Source organism: Bosea sp. 29B, from assembly GCF_902506165.1.
Taxonomy (GTDB): Bacteria; Pseudomonadota; Alphaproteobacteria; order Rhizobiales; family Beijerinckiaceae; genus Allobosea.
In genome coordinates this window covers 5,084,645-5,098,662 of sequence record NZ_LR733817.1, presented here as the reverse complement: position 1 = coordinate 5,098,662, position 14,018 = coordinate 5,084,645, and the positions used below count along the sequence as shown (strand labels likewise).

The following is a 14,018-nucleotide window of genomic DNA, read 5'->3' as shown; positions in this document are numbered from 1 at the left end:
AGAGGCCTACGATACCCGGCGCCGGCGTCGCGCCAGTGACATCAGGCCGAGATTCCAGACGACGCAGACCAGCAGGCCGAGGCCGAGCGCCAGCCAGGAGCCGAGCGGCACGGCCGTGACATGGACCAGCGCCATCGCGAAGCCGAAACCGAGCAGCCCCAGCAGGCTGTTGGCGATGACCGCGGCGCTGGCCGGCCCGCCGATGCGCGGCTGCAGGATCGCGATCAGGCTCGACAGCACGATCGGAAAGGTCGCCAGCACGCCCGACCAGGCCGGGCCGACGCGCGCGCTGATGGTGGTAACCGTTCCGGCCAGGGCTGCGACCGCAGCGGCCCGCAGCGGGATGGCATACCAGGGCCGCCGCGGCGTGATCGCAGGACGTGCCGCGAGATAAGGCCGAACGATGCGGTGCAGGATCAGGAAGACGATCGGTGTCGCCACAAGCATGACACTGAAGGCTAAGGCCAACGCCTGCAGGCCGGAGACGAGCAGGAAGAAGGTCAGCAGCGCCGCAACCAGGCAGGTCACCGTTCCGAAACGCTGCGCCAGCAGCACATAGACCAGCGATAGACCGGCATTGGAGAGATTAGAGCTCATGCTGGCGAGCGCGCTCGCCGAGATGAAGGCGGAGTCGTGATCGAGCGCCAGGAAGACATAGACCGGCCCGGCCGAGATCGGCAGCGTCGCGATCATCGCCGCGAGCAACGGTCCCGATCGCTCGGCCAGCATCGAGCAGCTGACGACGATGGCGGCCGCGACCGCCATCTTCAGCAGCAGCAGACCGAGCCAGGGATCGATCACGCCGGCTCGCCTTTGGCCCAGCCTTCTTTCGTTTCAGCGATGAAGTCTTCCAGGCGCCCTGCGGCGATGGCAGCGCGCAGGCCCGCCATCAGCTCCTGGTAATAGGCGAGGTTCACCCAGGTCAGCAGCATCTTGCCGAGCATCTCTTCGGCCTTGACCAGATGGTGCAGATAGGCGCGCGAATAGCTGTTCGCCGCCGGGCAGGAGGATTGCGGATCGACCGGCCTGGCATCCTCGGCGTGCTTGGCGTTCTTCAGGTTCATCCGGCCGAAGCGGGTGAAGATCTGGCCGTGGCGGCCGGCACGTGTCGGCATCACGCAATCGAACATGTCGACGCCGCGCCTGACCGCCTCGACGATGTCGTCCGGCGTGCCGACGCCCATCAGATAGCGCGGCTTCTCACTGGGCAGATGCGGCTCGACCGTCTCGATCATCGCCAGCATCACATCCTGCGGCTCGCCGACCGCGAGGCCGCCGATCGCGTAGCCCTTGAGGTCCATGGCGGCGAGCTCGCGGGCGCTCTCGACGCGAAGCGCCGGCACGGCGCCGCCCTGGACGATGCCGAACAGCGCCCTGCCCGCCGGATCGCCAAAAGCCTTCTTGCAGCGCTCGGCCCAACGAAGCGACAGATGCATCGCCTTCTGCGCGACCTTGTCCTCGCAGGGCAGCGAGACGCATTCGTCGAGCTGCATGACGATGTCGGAGCCGAGCAGGTTCTGAATCTCGACCGAGCGCTCCGGCGTCAGCACATGTTTCGAGCCATCGATGTGGGACTGGAAGGTAACGCCCTCCTCGGTCAGCTTGCGCAGATTGGCCAGCGACATCACCTGGAATCCGCCGGAATCGGTCAGGATCGGATGCGGCCAGTTCATGAACTTGTGCAGGCCGCCGAGCCTGGCGACGCGCTCGGCACCCGGCCGCAGCATCAGGTGATAGGTGTTGCCGAGCACGACATCGGCGCCGAGCGCCTTGACCTGCTCGGGATACATGCCCTTGACCGTCGCGGCGGTGCCGACCGGCATGAAGGCCGGCGTGCGGATCACGCCGCGCGGCATGCGGACCTCGCCGGTGCGGGCAGAGCCGTCCTGGCCGAGGAGATGGAAGCTGAAATCGGTCGCGCCGGGTTGTGACACCTGCGGCTCGGACATGTCAGGCAGTGAGGTCATGGTTCGCGAGGTAGCGCAATCGGCAGCCTTGCGAAAGGCCATCCGTGCCGTGGCGGCCGCCCTCAGGCGCTCATCCGAGTGCGGTAAGATTGCCGCAACGCGAACACGAGAATTGCAACCGTCAGCCAGAGCCGGATCGTCGCGAAAATCAGGACATAGCTGAAGAAGAGCACGATCTTGAGGTCCTGCGGTGCTCCTTTCTTAAACCAGGCGTCGACGATCAGCTCCCGAAACCAGCCCTGGATCGGATGGAGCAGGATCGAAACCGCGGCTGCCAGAAGAATGCCAGGCACGAGCCAGAGAGCATGTCGACCGATCTCCTTGATTGCACGAGGCAAGCTGGGCTTGGCGTTTTCATCGACCTGCAGAACCATCATCAGGACAACAGCCGCGACGAAAGCGCTCCAGACCCGGCCGGGGTGCGTCCGCTGATCGAAGGCGATGCCGTCAAATCCCAGAATGAACTCCTGCGGCCGGGCGAAAAGGCCGGATCCAGCGGCAACAATCGCGGCCATGACCAGCAGACCAAATACGGGCAGCAGCACGCTCCGCGCCATCTTGAGCTTCGCGGGCAACCCCAATTGTCCAAGGCCGGTTCGACCATGGCTGGCCATGACCATGCGCCACGTCACGGTCACGAAGGCCATCAGCAATGAGACGTCGGCGATCACGATCGCGGGCACAGCGATCAGTCCGCCGGCGAATGCGAGCACACGCATCCACGCAGCCAATATCAGCCACGGCACCGCCCCAATGTGACGAAACGGGCCATAGGAGACTGAAGGTAATGCAATTTGCCGTGCAGAGCGGAGATCCGACATCCCGCATATCGTTCAATAAAACCTTGAACAGCCAGCTAATTAAACCCGGTCAGTCTGCCGGTTCCCTGATCGACAAGACACAGGTCCGCTTGCTCTCAGATTATCGCGCCCGGGAGAATGCGGCTGCGTAGACGTCGGGCTTGAAGGCGAGGATGCGGCGGTCGCCGAGATCGAGCACCGGGCGCTTGATCATGGTCGGCTGCGCCAGCATCAGTGCGATCGCCTTCTTCTCGTCGAGACCCTGCCTGTCGGCCTCGGGCAGCTCGCGGAAGGTGGTGCTTCCCTTATTGAGCACCTTCTCCCAGCCGAGCTCGCGGCACCAGGCCTCGAGCTTGGGCTTGTCGATGCCGGAGACGCGATAATCGTGGAAGGTGTAGGAAATCTCGTGCGCGTCGAGCCAGCTCCAGGCCTTCTTCATCGTGTCGCAGTTCTTGATGCCGTAGAGCGTGACCATCGTCCCGACCGTCCCTGATTGCCGTCGGCGCGGGGGTGGCATGGGCCTTTCCGGAGATCAAGCGACGTCTCCGCCGGGCCTCGGTGCACGAGGTGCACGGCAATTCGACGCCCCTCGCGTTCCGTCATCCGATCGGCAACGATGGCGGGTATCGGGCGAGCAGGGAATCGCATGGGCGTATCATGATCGATCGGCTGCAACAGGTCGCGAACCGCGACGACGACCTCGATATTCCGTTCCGCTCCTGGAAGAATCATCCTGCTGCCGGAGTGGATTTTCCCGACCTCTCCACCGCGACCAGCGAAGCGGCCCGAACCCGCCCGATCATCGACGCCCTCGCGTCGCGGATCCCGGCCGGGATCGAGGTGCTGGCCGGTCTCGACATTGGCGGGCTCGGCCTTGCGGGGGCACTGGCCTATCGCAACGGCCTCGGCTTCATCGACATCCGCAAGGTCGATTCGCTGCGCAACGAGGTGATGCGCAGCATCATGGCGAATTACGAGCTCGGCGAAGGCGTCGTGATCTCGAAAGGCGCCCGGCTGGCAGGCCGCCATGTCGCGATCGTCGACGATTGTTTGATCTCGGGCGGCACGGCGCTGGCGACGGCGCGGCTGATCCGCCGGCTCGGCGGCCATTGCAACACGGCGCTCTTCGTCTTCGACATCGAGGGCATGGGCGGGCTCGAGCGCCTGGCCCAGGGCGGCATCACGGCCGAGGTGCTGCGCACTGTCCCGCGCACGGCACCGGAGAATGCGGAGGGCGTCTAGATTACGTCGGCGCGATCGCGCAACGGCCAGCGAGCAAGATGGTCGTGATGGCTTGCGCCATGGACGCTGCGGATGAGCACGAACTCCCGGACTGGAAAGCTCTCAGGGGGGATTATCGGCTTGTCGAATGGGCATTCATCGTAGAGCAGCGTCACGTGCGGCCCGAATTTGGATGGCATCCAAAAACCTCTCGCCCGCATCTCGCGACATAGCCTCCTCTGAAGCCTATCGAGGATCGAGAACGTCTCGCTCGTCTCCAGAAAGATGGCCTGCCGATCGCCCGGGCCGCCATACCCCGCGACATGGTCGAAGGCGACAGAGAAACTCGGCGCGACAATGGACGCGGCGATCCTCTCCAAGGTCGCGATCTCCTCATCGGTGGCCCCGCCGTAACGCTCGATGCCCCCCAAAGTGAGGTGATAGCGTTCCGGTCCGATTGGCCACCCGCGCAAGCCGTGCGATCTGCGCAGAGCATGCGCGAAAGCGTGGATTGCCGCAGCGTGCTCCGGCGGCGGCACCAGCGCGAAGAAGTATCTGACCCAACCGGGTACAATTAGGGTTTTCGACCAGTCGCGGTCCGCCGCGATCCCATACCAGGGATCCCAACCGAACAGACCTGGTTGATCTGGAGACGGTTTTCCCATCTCCAGTATCTAGAACAAATAAAGAACAAATGCAATCCCCCTCACCCGGCCGCCCGGTATTCCGAGGGCGACATCCCCACCCGGGCGGCGAAGAAGCGGGAGAAATAGGCCGGGTCGGAGAAGCCGAGCCGGAAGGCGATCTGCGAGACCGGCGAGCGGGTGTAGACGAGGTCCCGCCGCGCCTCGATCATCAGCCGCCCCTGGATCACCCGCATCGCCGAATGGCCGAGCAATTCGCGGCAGACGCGGGTCAGATGCGGGCCGGTGACGCCAAGATCGCGTGCATAGGCATCGAGCGGCTCATGCGTGTGGAAATGGCTCTCGACCCGCTCGATGAAGCGGCGGACCAGGACGGCACGCGCGTCACCCGCGCCGCTGATCGCGACCGCATGAGAGCGCGCGGTGCGGGTGAACCAGATCGCGATCAGGCGCGCATGGGCGGCGAGCGCGAGCTCGCGGCTGCCACGATTGCGGCCGAACTCGGCAAGCGCCGCTTCCATCATCGCCGCGAGCTCGATGATGCTGGCATCGCCCGGCCCGCGCCTGCCGACGAACGCCTCGCCGAGCACGGCGCCGAGCGCGGGTTCCGCCTCGATCAGTGGCGCCAGGGTCGGACTTGCGACGCTGGCGACGAAGCCTTCGGTATCCGGCTCGAAGCGGAACTCGTGGATCGCCAGCGGCGGCAACAGCAGAACCGTGCCGGGGATGAGCCGATGGTCCGTGCCGTCGATCCGCACCAGCCCGCCGCCCGAGGCGATCAGGAAGAACTGGGCCATGTCCTGATGGCGATGCGGCTCGATTCGCCAGTCGCGCGGGGCGCTGCGAGCGCTGATCCGCTCGATATGCAGCGCATCCGGGAAACGCTGCTCGCGTGGCTCGTCATAGAGCCAGTAGGCGGGCACCGAGGCGAGCGTCATCGCACAATCCGATATTCGTTTTGTCCAAGAGGTTGGGTGAAAGCTCCATTCCGGTCAAGCGCTCGCAATGGCAGATTCGTGTGAAAGTACCGGGGCTCGGCGAGCACTGGATTCATGGGAGAACGCCATGCGCACCCAGGTCGTGATCGTCGGAGCGGGGCCGTCGGGCCTGCTGCTCGGCCAATTGCTGAGCCGCCAGGGCATCGACAACGTCATCCTCGAACGCAAGAGCACCGATTATGTGCTCTCGCGCATCCGCGCCGGCGTGCTTGAGCAGGGCACGGTCAACCTCCTGCACGAAGCCGGCGTCGGCCAGCGCCTCGCCGAAGAGGGCCTGCCGCATGACGGTTTCTCGCTCGCCTTCGAAGGGCGCCTGCAGCGCGTCGACCTCAAGGGCCTGACCGGCCAGCAGGTGACGGTCTACGGCCAGACCGAGGTGACGCAGGACCTGATGGAGGCAAGGCAGGCGGCCGGCACGACGACGTTCTACGAGGCCGAGGACGTCCAGCTCCATGATTTCGACGGTACATCGCCGCGCGTCAGCTTCATCGTCGAGGGCAAGCGGCGCGAGATCGCCTGCGACTTCATCGCCGGCTGCGACGGCTTCCACGGCATCTGCCGCGCCTCGGTGCCGTCAGGTGCGATCGAGACCTTCGAGCGCGTCTATCCCTTCGGCTGGCTTGGCCTGCTGGTCGACCGGCCGCCGGCAGCGCATGAGCTGATCTATGCCAGCTCGCCCTTCGGCTTCGCGCTGTGCTCGATGCGCTCGCAGACCCGCAGCCGCTACTATGTCCAGGTGCCGCTCGACGAGAAGGTCGAAGCCTGGCCGGACGAGCGCTTCTTCGACGAGTTGCGCCGGCGCGTGCCGGCGGACGTCGCGGCGGCGGTGATGCCGGGGCCGTCGCTGGAGAAGAGCATCGCGCCGCTGCGCAGCTTCGTCGCCGAACCCTTACGCTTCGGCCGGCTGTTCCTCGCCGGCGATGCCGGCCACATCGTGCCGCCGACCGGCGCCAAGGGGCTGAACCTGGCCGCCAGCGACGTGCATTACCTGTTCGAGGCGCTGCGCGAGCACTATGCCGAGCGCTCCGATGCCGGACTCGACGCCTATTCCGGCCGGGCGCTGGCGCGCGTCTGGAAGGCGGTGCGCTTCTCCTGGTCGATGACCAATCTGCTCCACCTCTTCCCGGAGGCCAGCGCCTTCGACCAGCGGATCAGGCGCGCCGAGTTCGACTACCTCACGCAGTCGCAGGCCGCGCTCACCAGCATCGCCGAAAACTATGTCGGCCTGCCCTATTGAGGCTGGGCAGGCCGCCGTGCCCTGCCCTCATCGCGGCGGCAGCTTCTCGTGCCTCGGAATGCCTGGAGGCACATGGTCCCAGGGCTGGGCGACCGAATGCCAGAACACCATCTCCGGCTTGTAGCGGCCGGGCTCGTCGAGGCTGCCGGCGCGGATGATGAACAGGTCGGGAATGTCCGGGAAGCTCAGGTAGACTGGTGAGCCGCAGGTTGGGCAGAAGGCGCAGCGCTTGACCGTGCCGCCTTCGCCGACCACGTCCCAAGTGCTGGCCTTGCCCTCGACCGTGACGGACGCTCCGACGAAGCTCAGATAGGAGCTGTGGCCGGTGCCGCTCTGCTGCTGGCACTGGCGGCATTGGCAGTCATTGCTCTCGACCGGCTCGGCCGAAATCTCATAGCGGATCGCGCGGCAGGCGCAGCCGCCGGTGTAGGCATGGCTCATCATCATGTCCTCGACAGATCAGTGGTAGACGGCAGTCTCGCGATGTCAGGCCGGCTCGCCAGCGACATCCCCGAGGCGGGGCAGGATGCTCTTCCAGCCGCGGCCCATATTGGTGAAGGCGGCCTCGTTGCGCGGCAGCTCGAAACCTGAGTGGACGAGGCGCACGCGGGTGCCGTTCGCTGCCTTGGACAGCGTCCAGGTGACGACCGTGTCGAGCCGGGAGCCGTAGCCGGCATTGCCGTCGTCTCCGCCCTTCCAGGAGTAGGCCAGGCATTCGTTCGGGGTCACCTCCAGCACCTCACAGCGGATCGTGCCGTCCCAGGCGCCGGCCGGCGTCGTCTTGAAGGTGAAGCGGGTCCCGGCGACCGGTGCGAAGCCGGAGGGCTCCATGATCCAGCGGGCGATCAGCGCGCTCGAGGTAAGCGCCTTCCAGATCGTCTCCGGGGCGTGCGGAAGGATTTCGTCGACGACGATGTCCTGTGTCGTGGGCTGCAGGTCGAGAGCGGTCATGGGTCGATCTCCTTGAGAAGGGTGCGGAGGTTGGCGAAGCGCTCGCGCCAGAACACGCCGTAATGGCCGATCCAGTCGACGAGCGGCGCCAGGCCTTCCGGCTCGGCGCGATAGAAGACATTACGGCCCTCCGGCCGCTCGGCGACGAGGCCCGCCTGCTTCAGTGATTTGAGATGCTGCGAGATGGCGCCCTGCGTCACGCCGCTGCCGCGAGTGAGTTCGGCGACGGTAATCTCGTCACAGGCCGAGATCCGCTCGAACACGGCCCGACGTGTCGGGTCGGCGAGCGCACGCATGACAGTGGAGACGGAAGCGATCTCAAGCATGGGAAATCAATTAGCAATCACTAATTCATTAGTCAACGCTAATTGAAAAAGACACAGGGACGCCGGCAGGCGACCGGCCCGCGCCTCGCCGTCTCTCAGTCGATGCGGTCGGTCAGCAGCTTGCGCGGCGCCGCAGTCAGCCTCCGGCAGCCTTCTGCCTCGACGACGATGGTCTCGCTGAAGCCGAGGCCGCCAGCCGAGACATACATGTGGAAGACCATGCCCTGCTCCAGCCGCCAGCGGGCATTCGGCAGGAAGACGCGAGAGAAGTCGCTGGTGCGTGGCGTGCGGCCATAGAGGCCGAGCGTGTAGCCGGTAACGTTGTCGTAGACCGGGCGCAGGCCCTCCGCCAGCACGGCCTCGCGCAGGACGGCATCGACCTCGCAGGCCAGGGCGCCCGGGCGCATCGTGGCGAATTGCTTGTCCTGCAAGGCGACGAGGCGCGCGGCCAGTGGCGCGAGGCCGCGCCGATCCGCCCCGATCAGGACCGGCCGCATCAGCCGGGCACCATAATTGCGGACCTTCGGGATCAGCTCGACATGCAGAATGTCGCCTTCGGCGAGCGGCCGGCCGGTCATGACGCCGTGCAGGAATTCGTGATCGCCGACGCCGGGCAGGATCGGCCCGGTCTCGCCGGTGTCGGCACCGTTCTCCAGGAAGCAGGCGGCGGCGATCGCAGCGGCGGCGCGCGGCGAGAATCCTGGCCGGGCCTGGGCCGCGATTGCAGCCATGGCCTTGTCGGCGATCCTCGACGCCTGCGCGATCAATGCGATCTCGGCCGGCGATTTCACCGCCCGCAGCAGGTCGCTCGCACGCGGCAAATCAACGAAACGCGCCTCTGGCAGCAGCCCGGCGAAGCGCTCGCGCGCTGCAGCTATGAAGCCATAGGAGGCGTGATCGGCGCCGATCGCAGCCTGTGCGAAGCCGCGCCGGCGGATTTCCCCTGCCATCACTTCATGCGGCTCGGCCGCATCGGCGAAGCCGACGATGTCGGCGAACCAGCAGGCATCGCGGCAGGGGCCGGCGTCGAGCGCGCGCAGCACGAACCAGGGCTCGCCCTCCCGCGGCAGGAAGGCGGCGCGGTACATCGTCTCCGAGACGGTGTAGCCGGTCAGCCAGGCCAGGAATTCGGCATGGTCCACCAGCAGCAGCTCGGCGTCCACCTCCGCCATCGCGGCCCGGGCCTGGGCGACCCGACCGGCAAACTCCTCGCGCGGGAAGAGCGGGCTCACGCCACTTCGCAGATGTCGAGAATGGTCAGCATGTAGATGCGGACCATGTCGAGGAAGTCGCGGATCTCGACTCGCTCGTCAGGCATGGTGTTGTAGCGCCCGCCCGGGCCGCAGACGATGCCTTCCATGCCAGCCTCGGCATAGAGATGGCCGGCATCGGTGCCGAAGAAGCCGGGCGGCTTGATCGCGCCGGTCGGTTGCGTCTCGCTGCGCACCACCTGGTAGGCCGCGTTGACGGTCTTTACGATCCGGGCGTCCTTGGCGACCTCGAAGGCCGGCATCGACTGGTGCCCTTCCTTCTTCTCGATGCGGATCGAGGCCTTGAGGCCGGGGAAGCGCTGCTCGAGCGCAGCGAGCTCGCGCTGCATGTCGGCAAGCGCACCGGCTTCCGTCTGCCCCGGCGCGTAGCGGCCGGAACCCTTGAGCTTGCAATAGTCCGAGACCTGCGGAGCGCGCCATTCGTGCAGCTCCTTGCCGAGCGCACCATGGACGACGCCGACATGGACGCGGTTGATCGATTCATGCTCGGGCGATGGCGCGCCGGAGAAGGTCATGGCGTTGAGCCGCGGGATCAGGTCGCAGGCGGCCATGATCGCATCGACCGCCTGCTCGCGCTTGGAGAGATGGCGGGTGTTGCCGGTGAGCTCGATGACGAAGGAGAAGGCACAGGCGTGCATGGTCACGGCCTGCACGTCGGTCGGCTCGCTGTTGACGAAATAGTCGGCGCGGATGCCGTTGCGGATCGCAGCGACCGTGCCGACGCCGCCCTGCAATTCGCCGACGACATAGGTCAGGATCACGTCGCCCTTCAGCTTCACGCCGGCGTCGCGCAGTGTCTTGACCGCGCAATAGGAGGCGGCGTCGCCTGCCTTCATGTTGGAGACGCCGATGCCGTAGATGAACTCGTCGTCGACCACCCCGCCCCAGGGATCGACCGTCCAGCCCTCGGTCGCCGGATTGGTGTCGAGATGGCCGTTGAAGAGCAGGCTCTTGCCGCCGCCAGTACCCTTCCAGCGGCCGATCGCGTTGGCTCGGCGCCCGTCGTCGAAGGGCTGCGCTTCCGCCTCGATGCCCATCGCCTGCATCTGACCGACGACATGGTGGACGAGCGCCTTCTCACCTTCGGTCTCGCTGTAGCTCTTGTGCTTCACCCAGTCGGAGAGCAGCGCGAGGCAGGCCTTCTCGTCGAGCACGTGGATCAGGTCACGGGGGTTCATCGTCAGCCTCGCAAGGTCAGGCGGCGGCCGTAGCCGGAGCGGGCACGGCGGCGAGCAGGGAGCGGGTGTAGGGATGGAGGTCGGCGCCGGAGAGCGCGGCGACATCGACGAGATCGACGAGGTCGCCGCGATACATCACCGCGATGCGGTGGGCGATCTGGCGGACCAGGTTGAGGTCGTGGGTGATGAAGAGATAGGCCGTGCCGAAGCGCTTCTGCAGGTCGACCAGAAGCTCGATCACCGAAGCCTGCACGGAAACGTCGAGCGCCGAGGTGATCTCGTCGCAGATCACCAGCTTCGGCCTGGAGGCGAAGGCGCGCGCGATGGCGACGCGCTGTTTCTCGCCGCCGGAGAGCTGGTGCGGATAGCGCTCGGCATAGGATGCCGGCAGGCGCACCTGCTCCAGCAGCGCGCCGATCGCGGCAGCATCCTTGCGCGCCCCCGGCCCGCCATAGAGCGCGAGCGGCCGCGACAGGATCTCGCGGATACGCTGGCGCGGATTGAGCGAGGAATCCGGGTGCTGGAAGATGATCTGGACGTCGCGGCGGTAGGCCCGGTCCATGTCGGAGAGACCGGTGATCCTGCGGCCGGCAAAGTGGATCTCGCCCTCGAAGCGGTTGAGGCCCGTCATCGCCTTGGCGAGCGTCGACTTGCCCGAGCCGGATTCGCCGACGATGCCGAGGATCTCGCCCGGCTTCACCGACAGGCTGACCTCGCGATTGCCGGTGAACTGCGTGTTCGTCCGACCGAGCAGGCGCCCGAGGAAGGGCTTGCGGCCATAATGGACGCTGACCTTCTCGACCTCGACCAGCGGCTTGTCCGCAGCCTCGGGAGCCGCCTCGACAAGGCGATTGTCAGGTCGCGGCACGGCGGCGAGCAGCCTTTGCGTATAGGCGTCGCGCGGACGGGCGAAGACCTCGGCCACGCCACCCTGCTCGACGACCCTGCCGCGATGGATCACTGCGACCCTGGTCGCGATCTGCGAGACCAGCGCGAGATCATGCGAGATGTAGAGCGAGGCGACGCCGGTCTCCTCTTGCAGGGTCTTGAACAGGTCGAGGATCTGCCGGGCGGTGATGACGTCGAGCGCCGTCGTCGGTTCGTCGAAGATGATGCATTCGGGCTGGCAGGCGAAGGCGGTGGCGATGACGACGCGCTGCTTCTCGCCGCCCGAGGCCTCGTGCGGATAGCGCCGCATCATCTGTCCGGGCACCTTGAGGCCGACATGGGCGAGGCGCTCCTCACCCTCCGCCCAGGCCTGGCGGCGCGTCAGGCCGCGATGGCGCACAAGCACCTCGGCGAGCTGCTCGCCGAGCGGCAGCGTCGGATTGAGCGAGGTGCTCGGGTCCTGGAAGACCATGCCGATCCGTCTGCCGCGGATCGCCTCGATCTGCGCCTCCGAGGCCTTGAGCAGGTCCTGCCCGGTCAGGCAGATGCTGCCGGCCTCACGCGCGTTCTTCGGCAGATGGTGCATGATCGCCCAGGCAAGCGAGGTCTTGCCGGAGCCGGATTCGCCGACGAGGCCGAGCACCTCGCCCTTGGCGATCGCCAGCGTGACCTCGTCGAGCGCACGGGTGAAGCCCGTCGGTGTCGCGTAGTCGAGGCTATAGCCGGCGATGTCGAGGATCGGTTCGCTCATCGCTCAGCTCCTCGGGTTCAGCACATCGCGCAGGCCGTCGCCGAGCAGGTTGAAGCCGATCGCGACCAGCGCGACCGCAAGGCTCGGCCACAGGATCATCCAGGGGCTCAAGTGCATGAAGCGCCGGGCTTCCGAGACCATCAGCCCCCATTCGGACGCCGGCGGCTGGGCGCCGAGGCCGAGGAAGGAGAGCGTCGCGAACAGCATCACCGCGAAGGCGACGCGGATCGTCATCTCGACAATGATTGGCGCGATCACATTGGGCAGCATCTCGCGCCCGACGATGAAGGCGGCGCTCTCGCCACGCGCGATCGCGGCGTTGACATAGTCCTGCTTGCGCACGGAGAGCGCGACCGAGCGGGTGACGCGCGCCATGCCCGGCGCGAAGGCGAGCGCGATGGCGAAGAGCGCGTTGAGACTGCTCTTGCCGAGCAGGTTCACGATCAGCAGCGCCAGCAGCAGGCTCGGGATCGACATGATCGCGTCGACGGTGCGCATGATCGCCTCGTCGCTGCGCCCGCCGAGGAAGGCCGAGACGGTGCCGATGACCGCCCCGACCAGCGTGCCGAGCGCGGTCGCCAGCACGGCAAGCAGAACTGTGGCGCGGGCGCCGTGCAGAAGCCGGCTCAGGATATCGCGGCCATACTGGTCGGTGCCGAGCCAGAACTGTGCGCTCGGCGGCTTGTAGCGCATCAAGGGCGCCATCTTCTCGGGATCTTGCGGCGCGAACCAAGGGCCGGCGATCACGACGAGCAGAATCAGCCCGACGATCAGGAGGCCGAGCGCGCCTTGCGGCGAGCGCAGCATGCGCCTGAGGATCTCAATCATACTGGATCCTCCGGTCGAGCCAGGCATAGGCGATGTCGGCGAGGAAATTGGCGATGGCATAGGTCGTCGCCATGATCAGCGCCCCGGCCTGGATCGAGGGCAGGTCTCGCGCCTGGATCGCGACGATGAGCTGCCGGCCGATCCCGGGCAGCGCGAAGATTTCCTCAACCACGATGACGCCGCCGAGCAGATAGCCGACATCGAGCGCCACGATGGTGATGGTCGGCAGCAGCGCATTGCGCAACGCATGCTTGAACAGCACCTGCCGCTTCGACAGACCCTTCAGCCGGGCAGCGCGGATGTAGTCGGAGTGCAAGACATCGACGAGCTCGGAGCGCACCATGCGCGAGACATGCGCGATCAGGATCAGCGACACCGTCAGCACCGGCAGGACGAGGTGCTTCAGGCCCCGCAGCGGATCCTCGGTCAGCGGCACGTAGCCGGTCGCCGGCAGCCATTGCAGCCAGTCGGCCAGCACCAGCACGATCAGCGTCGCGGTGACGAACTCTGGCAAGGAGACGCCGACATAGGAGAGGAAGCCGACGCCGAGATCGGCCGCCCTGCCCCGCCTGACCGCGGCAACGATGCCGAGCGGGATCGCCACCGCCAGCATCAGCGTGATCGAGAACAAAGCGAGCAGTAGCGAACGGCCGAGCGCCTCCAGCATCGCCGGGGCGACCGGCTGGCCGGTGCGCATCGAGACGCCGAAATCGCCGCGCACCACGCCGGAGAGCCAGTGCAGGTACTGCATCCAGATGGGGTCGTTCAGCCCCATCTTGGCGCGCAGCGCCGCCAGCGCGTCCGGCGTCGCATTCTCGCCCAGCATCATCACAGCCGCATCGGCCGGCAGGACCTGGGTGATCGCGAAGACGATCAGCGACACGACGAGCAACGTGTAGCCGATCAGCAGGATGCGCTTGAGGACGTAAGCCGGCGACACGGCGCTGCGATCCCGTCC

Annotated in this window: 16 protein-coding genes; 2 read left to right on the top strand and 14 right to left on the bottom strand. The window is 66.5% G+C overall.

What is annotated here, in order from left to right:
- Positions 1 to 6: 6 nt before the first annotated feature.
- The 4 genes from GV161_RS24690 to GV161_RS24675 form a co-directional block, all read right to left on the bottom strand.
- Positions 7 to 801, bottom strand: a complete 795-nt coding sequence (locus GV161_RS24690) for a hypothetical protein (protein WP_244624067.1) — start codon at positions 799 to 801, stop codon at positions 7 to 9.
- A complete protein-coding gene (gene tgt, locus GV161_RS24685; protein WP_152014949.1) occupies positions 798 to 1,949 on the bottom strand; it encodes a tRNA guanosine(34) transglycosylase Tgt in 1,152 nt (383 codons plus the stop codon). The genes GV161_RS24690 and tgt overlap by 4 nt, the downstream gene beginning before the upstream one ends.
- Positions 1,950 to 2,029: 80 nt before the next feature.
- On the bottom strand, positions 2,030 to 2,788 hold the full coding sequence (locus GV161_RS24680) for a hypothetical protein (RefSeq protein WP_152014557.1): 759 nt from the start codon (positions 2,786 to 2,788) through the stop codon (positions 2,030 to 2,032).
- A 100-nt stretch (positions 2,789 to 2,888) separates the two neighbouring features.
- The gene (locus GV161_RS24675; protein WP_244624066.1) at positions 2,889 to 3,284 is read right to left on the bottom strand and encodes an ArsC family reductase; all 396 of its coding nucleotides are present in this window, start codon (positions 3,282 to 3,284) and stop codon (positions 2,889 to 2,891) included.
- A 140-nt stretch (positions 3,285 to 3,424) separates the two neighbouring features.
- On the opposite strand from GV161_RS24675, the gene GV161_RS24670 reads away from it, so the two are divergent.
- Positions 3,425 to 4,009 carry a phosphoribosyltransferase family protein gene (locus GV161_RS24670; protein ID WP_152014556.1) on the top strand — a complete coding sequence of 195 codons (585 nt, stop codon included), beginning with the start codon at positions 3,425 to 3,427 and terminating at the stop codon, positions 4,007 to 4,009.
- On the opposite strand, the gene GV161_RS24665 is transcribed toward GV161_RS24670, so the two are convergent.
- Together GV161_RS24665 and GV161_RS24660 are read right to left on the bottom strand one after the other, a co-directional pair.
- The gene (locus GV161_RS24665) at positions 4,006 to 4,653 is read right to left on the bottom strand and encodes a 2'-5' RNA ligase family protein (RefSeq protein WP_152014555.1); all 648 of its coding nucleotides are present in this window, start codon (positions 4,651 to 4,653) and stop codon (positions 4,006 to 4,008) included. The two genes, GV161_RS24670 and GV161_RS24665, sit on opposite strands and share 4 nt — an antisense overlap.
- A gap of 41 nt (positions 4,654 to 4,694) precedes the next feature.
- Positions 4,695 to 5,570 (bottom strand): helix-turn-helix domain-containing protein, encoded by an 876-nt coding sequence (locus GV161_RS24660; protein ID WP_152014554.1) that lies wholly within the window; start codon positions 5,568 to 5,570, stop codon positions 4,695 to 4,697.
- A 127-nt stretch (positions 5,571 to 5,697) separates the two neighbouring features.
- Between GV161_RS24660 and pobA the strand changes: the two genes are divergently transcribed.
- A complete protein-coding gene (gene pobA / locus GV161_RS24655) occupies positions 5,698 to 6,867 on the top strand; it encodes a 4-hydroxybenzoate 3-monooxygenase (protein ID WP_152014553.1) in 1,170 nt (389 codons plus the stop codon).
- A 27-nt stretch (positions 6,868 to 6,894) separates the two neighbouring features.
- Here the strand turns inward: pobA and GV161_RS24650 are convergent, their stop codons facing one another.
- The 8 genes from GV161_RS24650 to GV161_RS24615 all read right to left on the bottom strand — a co-directional run bounded on the left by GV161_RS24650 (position 6,895) and on the right by GV161_RS24615 (position 14,000).
- Positions 6,895 to 7,308 carry a GFA family protein gene (locus tag GV161_RS24650; RefSeq protein WP_152014552.1) on the bottom strand — a complete coding sequence of 138 codons (414 nt, stop codon included), beginning with the start codon at positions 7,306 to 7,308 and terminating at the stop codon, positions 6,895 to 6,897.
- A 45-nt stretch (positions 7,309 to 7,353) separates the two neighbouring features.
- Complete coding sequence (locus GV161_RS24645) at positions 7,354 to 7,818, bottom strand: SRPBCC domain-containing protein (RefSeq protein ID WP_152014551.1); 465 nt, start codon at positions 7,816 to 7,818, stop codon at positions 7,354 to 7,356.
- Entirely contained in the window at positions 7,815 to 8,144 is a 330-nt protein-coding gene (locus GV161_RS24640) for a metalloregulator ArsR/SmtB family transcription factor (protein WP_152014550.1), read from the bottom strand. The genes GV161_RS24645 and GV161_RS24640 overlap by 4 nt, the downstream gene beginning before the upstream one ends.
- A gap of 95 nt (positions 8,145 to 8,239) precedes the next feature.
- Positions 8,240 to 9,376 (bottom strand): Xaa-Pro peptidase family protein, encoded by a 1,137-nt coding sequence (locus GV161_RS24635; protein ID WP_152014549.1) that lies wholly within the window; start codon positions 9,374 to 9,376, stop codon positions 8,240 to 8,242.
- Entirely contained in the window at positions 9,373 to 10,593 is a 1,221-nt protein-coding gene (locus tag GV161_RS24630) for a M20/M25/M40 family metallo-hydrolase (protein WP_152014548.1), read from the bottom strand. Before GV161_RS24630 ends, GV161_RS24635 begins: the two co-directional genes overlap by 4 nt.
- Positions 10,594 to 10,609: 16 nt before the next feature.
- Entirely contained in the window at positions 10,610 to 12,232 is a 1,623-nt protein-coding gene (locus tag GV161_RS24625; RefSeq protein ID WP_152014547.1) for an ABC transporter ATP-binding protein, read from the bottom strand.
- A gap of 3 nt (positions 12,233 to 12,235) precedes the next feature.
- The gene (locus GV161_RS24620) at positions 12,236 to 13,060 is read right to left on the bottom strand and encodes an ABC transporter permease (RefSeq protein ID WP_152014546.1); all 825 of its coding nucleotides are present in this window, start codon (positions 13,058 to 13,060) and stop codon (positions 12,236 to 12,238) included.
- Complete coding sequence (locus GV161_RS24615; protein WP_152014545.1) at positions 13,053 to 14,000, bottom strand: ABC transporter permease; 948 nt, start codon at positions 13,998 to 14,000, stop codon at positions 13,053 to 13,055. Before GV161_RS24615 ends, GV161_RS24620 begins: the two co-directional genes overlap by 8 nt.
- Positions 14,001 to 14,018 lie beyond the last annotated feature (18 nt).

Excerpts from the sequence above, each read along its gene's own strand:
- GV161_RS24630 (WP_152014548.1), bottom strand. The coding sequence starts at position 10,593 with ATGAACCCCCGTGACCTGATCCACGTGCTCGACGAGAAGGCCTGCCTC.
- GV161_RS24650 (WP_152014552.1), bottom strand. The coding sequence starts at position 7,308 with ATGAGCCATGCCTACACCGGCGGCTGCGCCTGCCGCGCGATCCGCTAT.
- GV161_RS24620 (WP_152014546.1), bottom strand. The coding sequence starts at position 13,060 with ATGATTGAGATCCTCAGGCGCATGCTGCGCTCGCCGCAAGGCGCGCTC.
- GV161_RS24680 (WP_152014557.1), bottom strand. The coding sequence starts at position 2,788 with ATGTCGGATCTCCGCTCTGCACGGCAAATTGCATTACCTTCAGTCTCC.
- GV161_RS24625 (WP_152014547.1), bottom strand. The coding sequence starts at position 12,232 with ATGAGCGAACCGATCCTCGACATCGCCGGCTATAGCCTCGACTACGCG.
- tgt (WP_152014949.1), bottom strand. The coding sequence starts at position 1,949 with ATGTCCGAGCCGCAGGTGTCACAACCCGGCGCGACCGATTTCAGCTTC.
- GV161_RS24640 (WP_152014550.1), bottom strand. The coding sequence starts at position 8,144 with ATGCTTGAGATCGCTTCCGTCTCCACTGTCATGCGTGCGCTCGCCGAC.
- GV161_RS24660 (WP_152014554.1), bottom strand. The coding sequence starts at position 5,570 with ATGACGCTCGCCTCGGTGCCCGCCTACTGGCTCTATGACGAGCCACGC.
- pobA (WP_152014553.1), top strand. The coding sequence starts at position 5,698 with ATGCGCACCCAGGTCGTGATCGTCGGAGCGGGGCCGTCGGGCCTGCTG.
- GV161_RS24665 (WP_152014555.1), bottom strand. The coding sequence starts at position 4,653 with ATGGGAAAACCGTCTCCAGATCAACCAGGTCTGTTCGGTTGGGATCCC.
- GV161_RS24675 (WP_244624066.1), bottom strand. The coding sequence starts at position 3,284 with ATGCCACCCCCGCGCCGACGGCAATCAGGGACGGTCGGGACGATGGTC.
- GV161_RS24645 (WP_152014551.1), bottom strand. The coding sequence starts at position 7,818 with ATGACCGCTCTCGACCTGCAGCCCACGACACAGGACATCGTCGTCGAC.
- GV161_RS24670 (WP_152014556.1), top strand. The coding sequence starts at position 3,425 with ATGATCGATCGGCTGCAACAGGTCGCGAACCGCGACGACGACCTCGAT.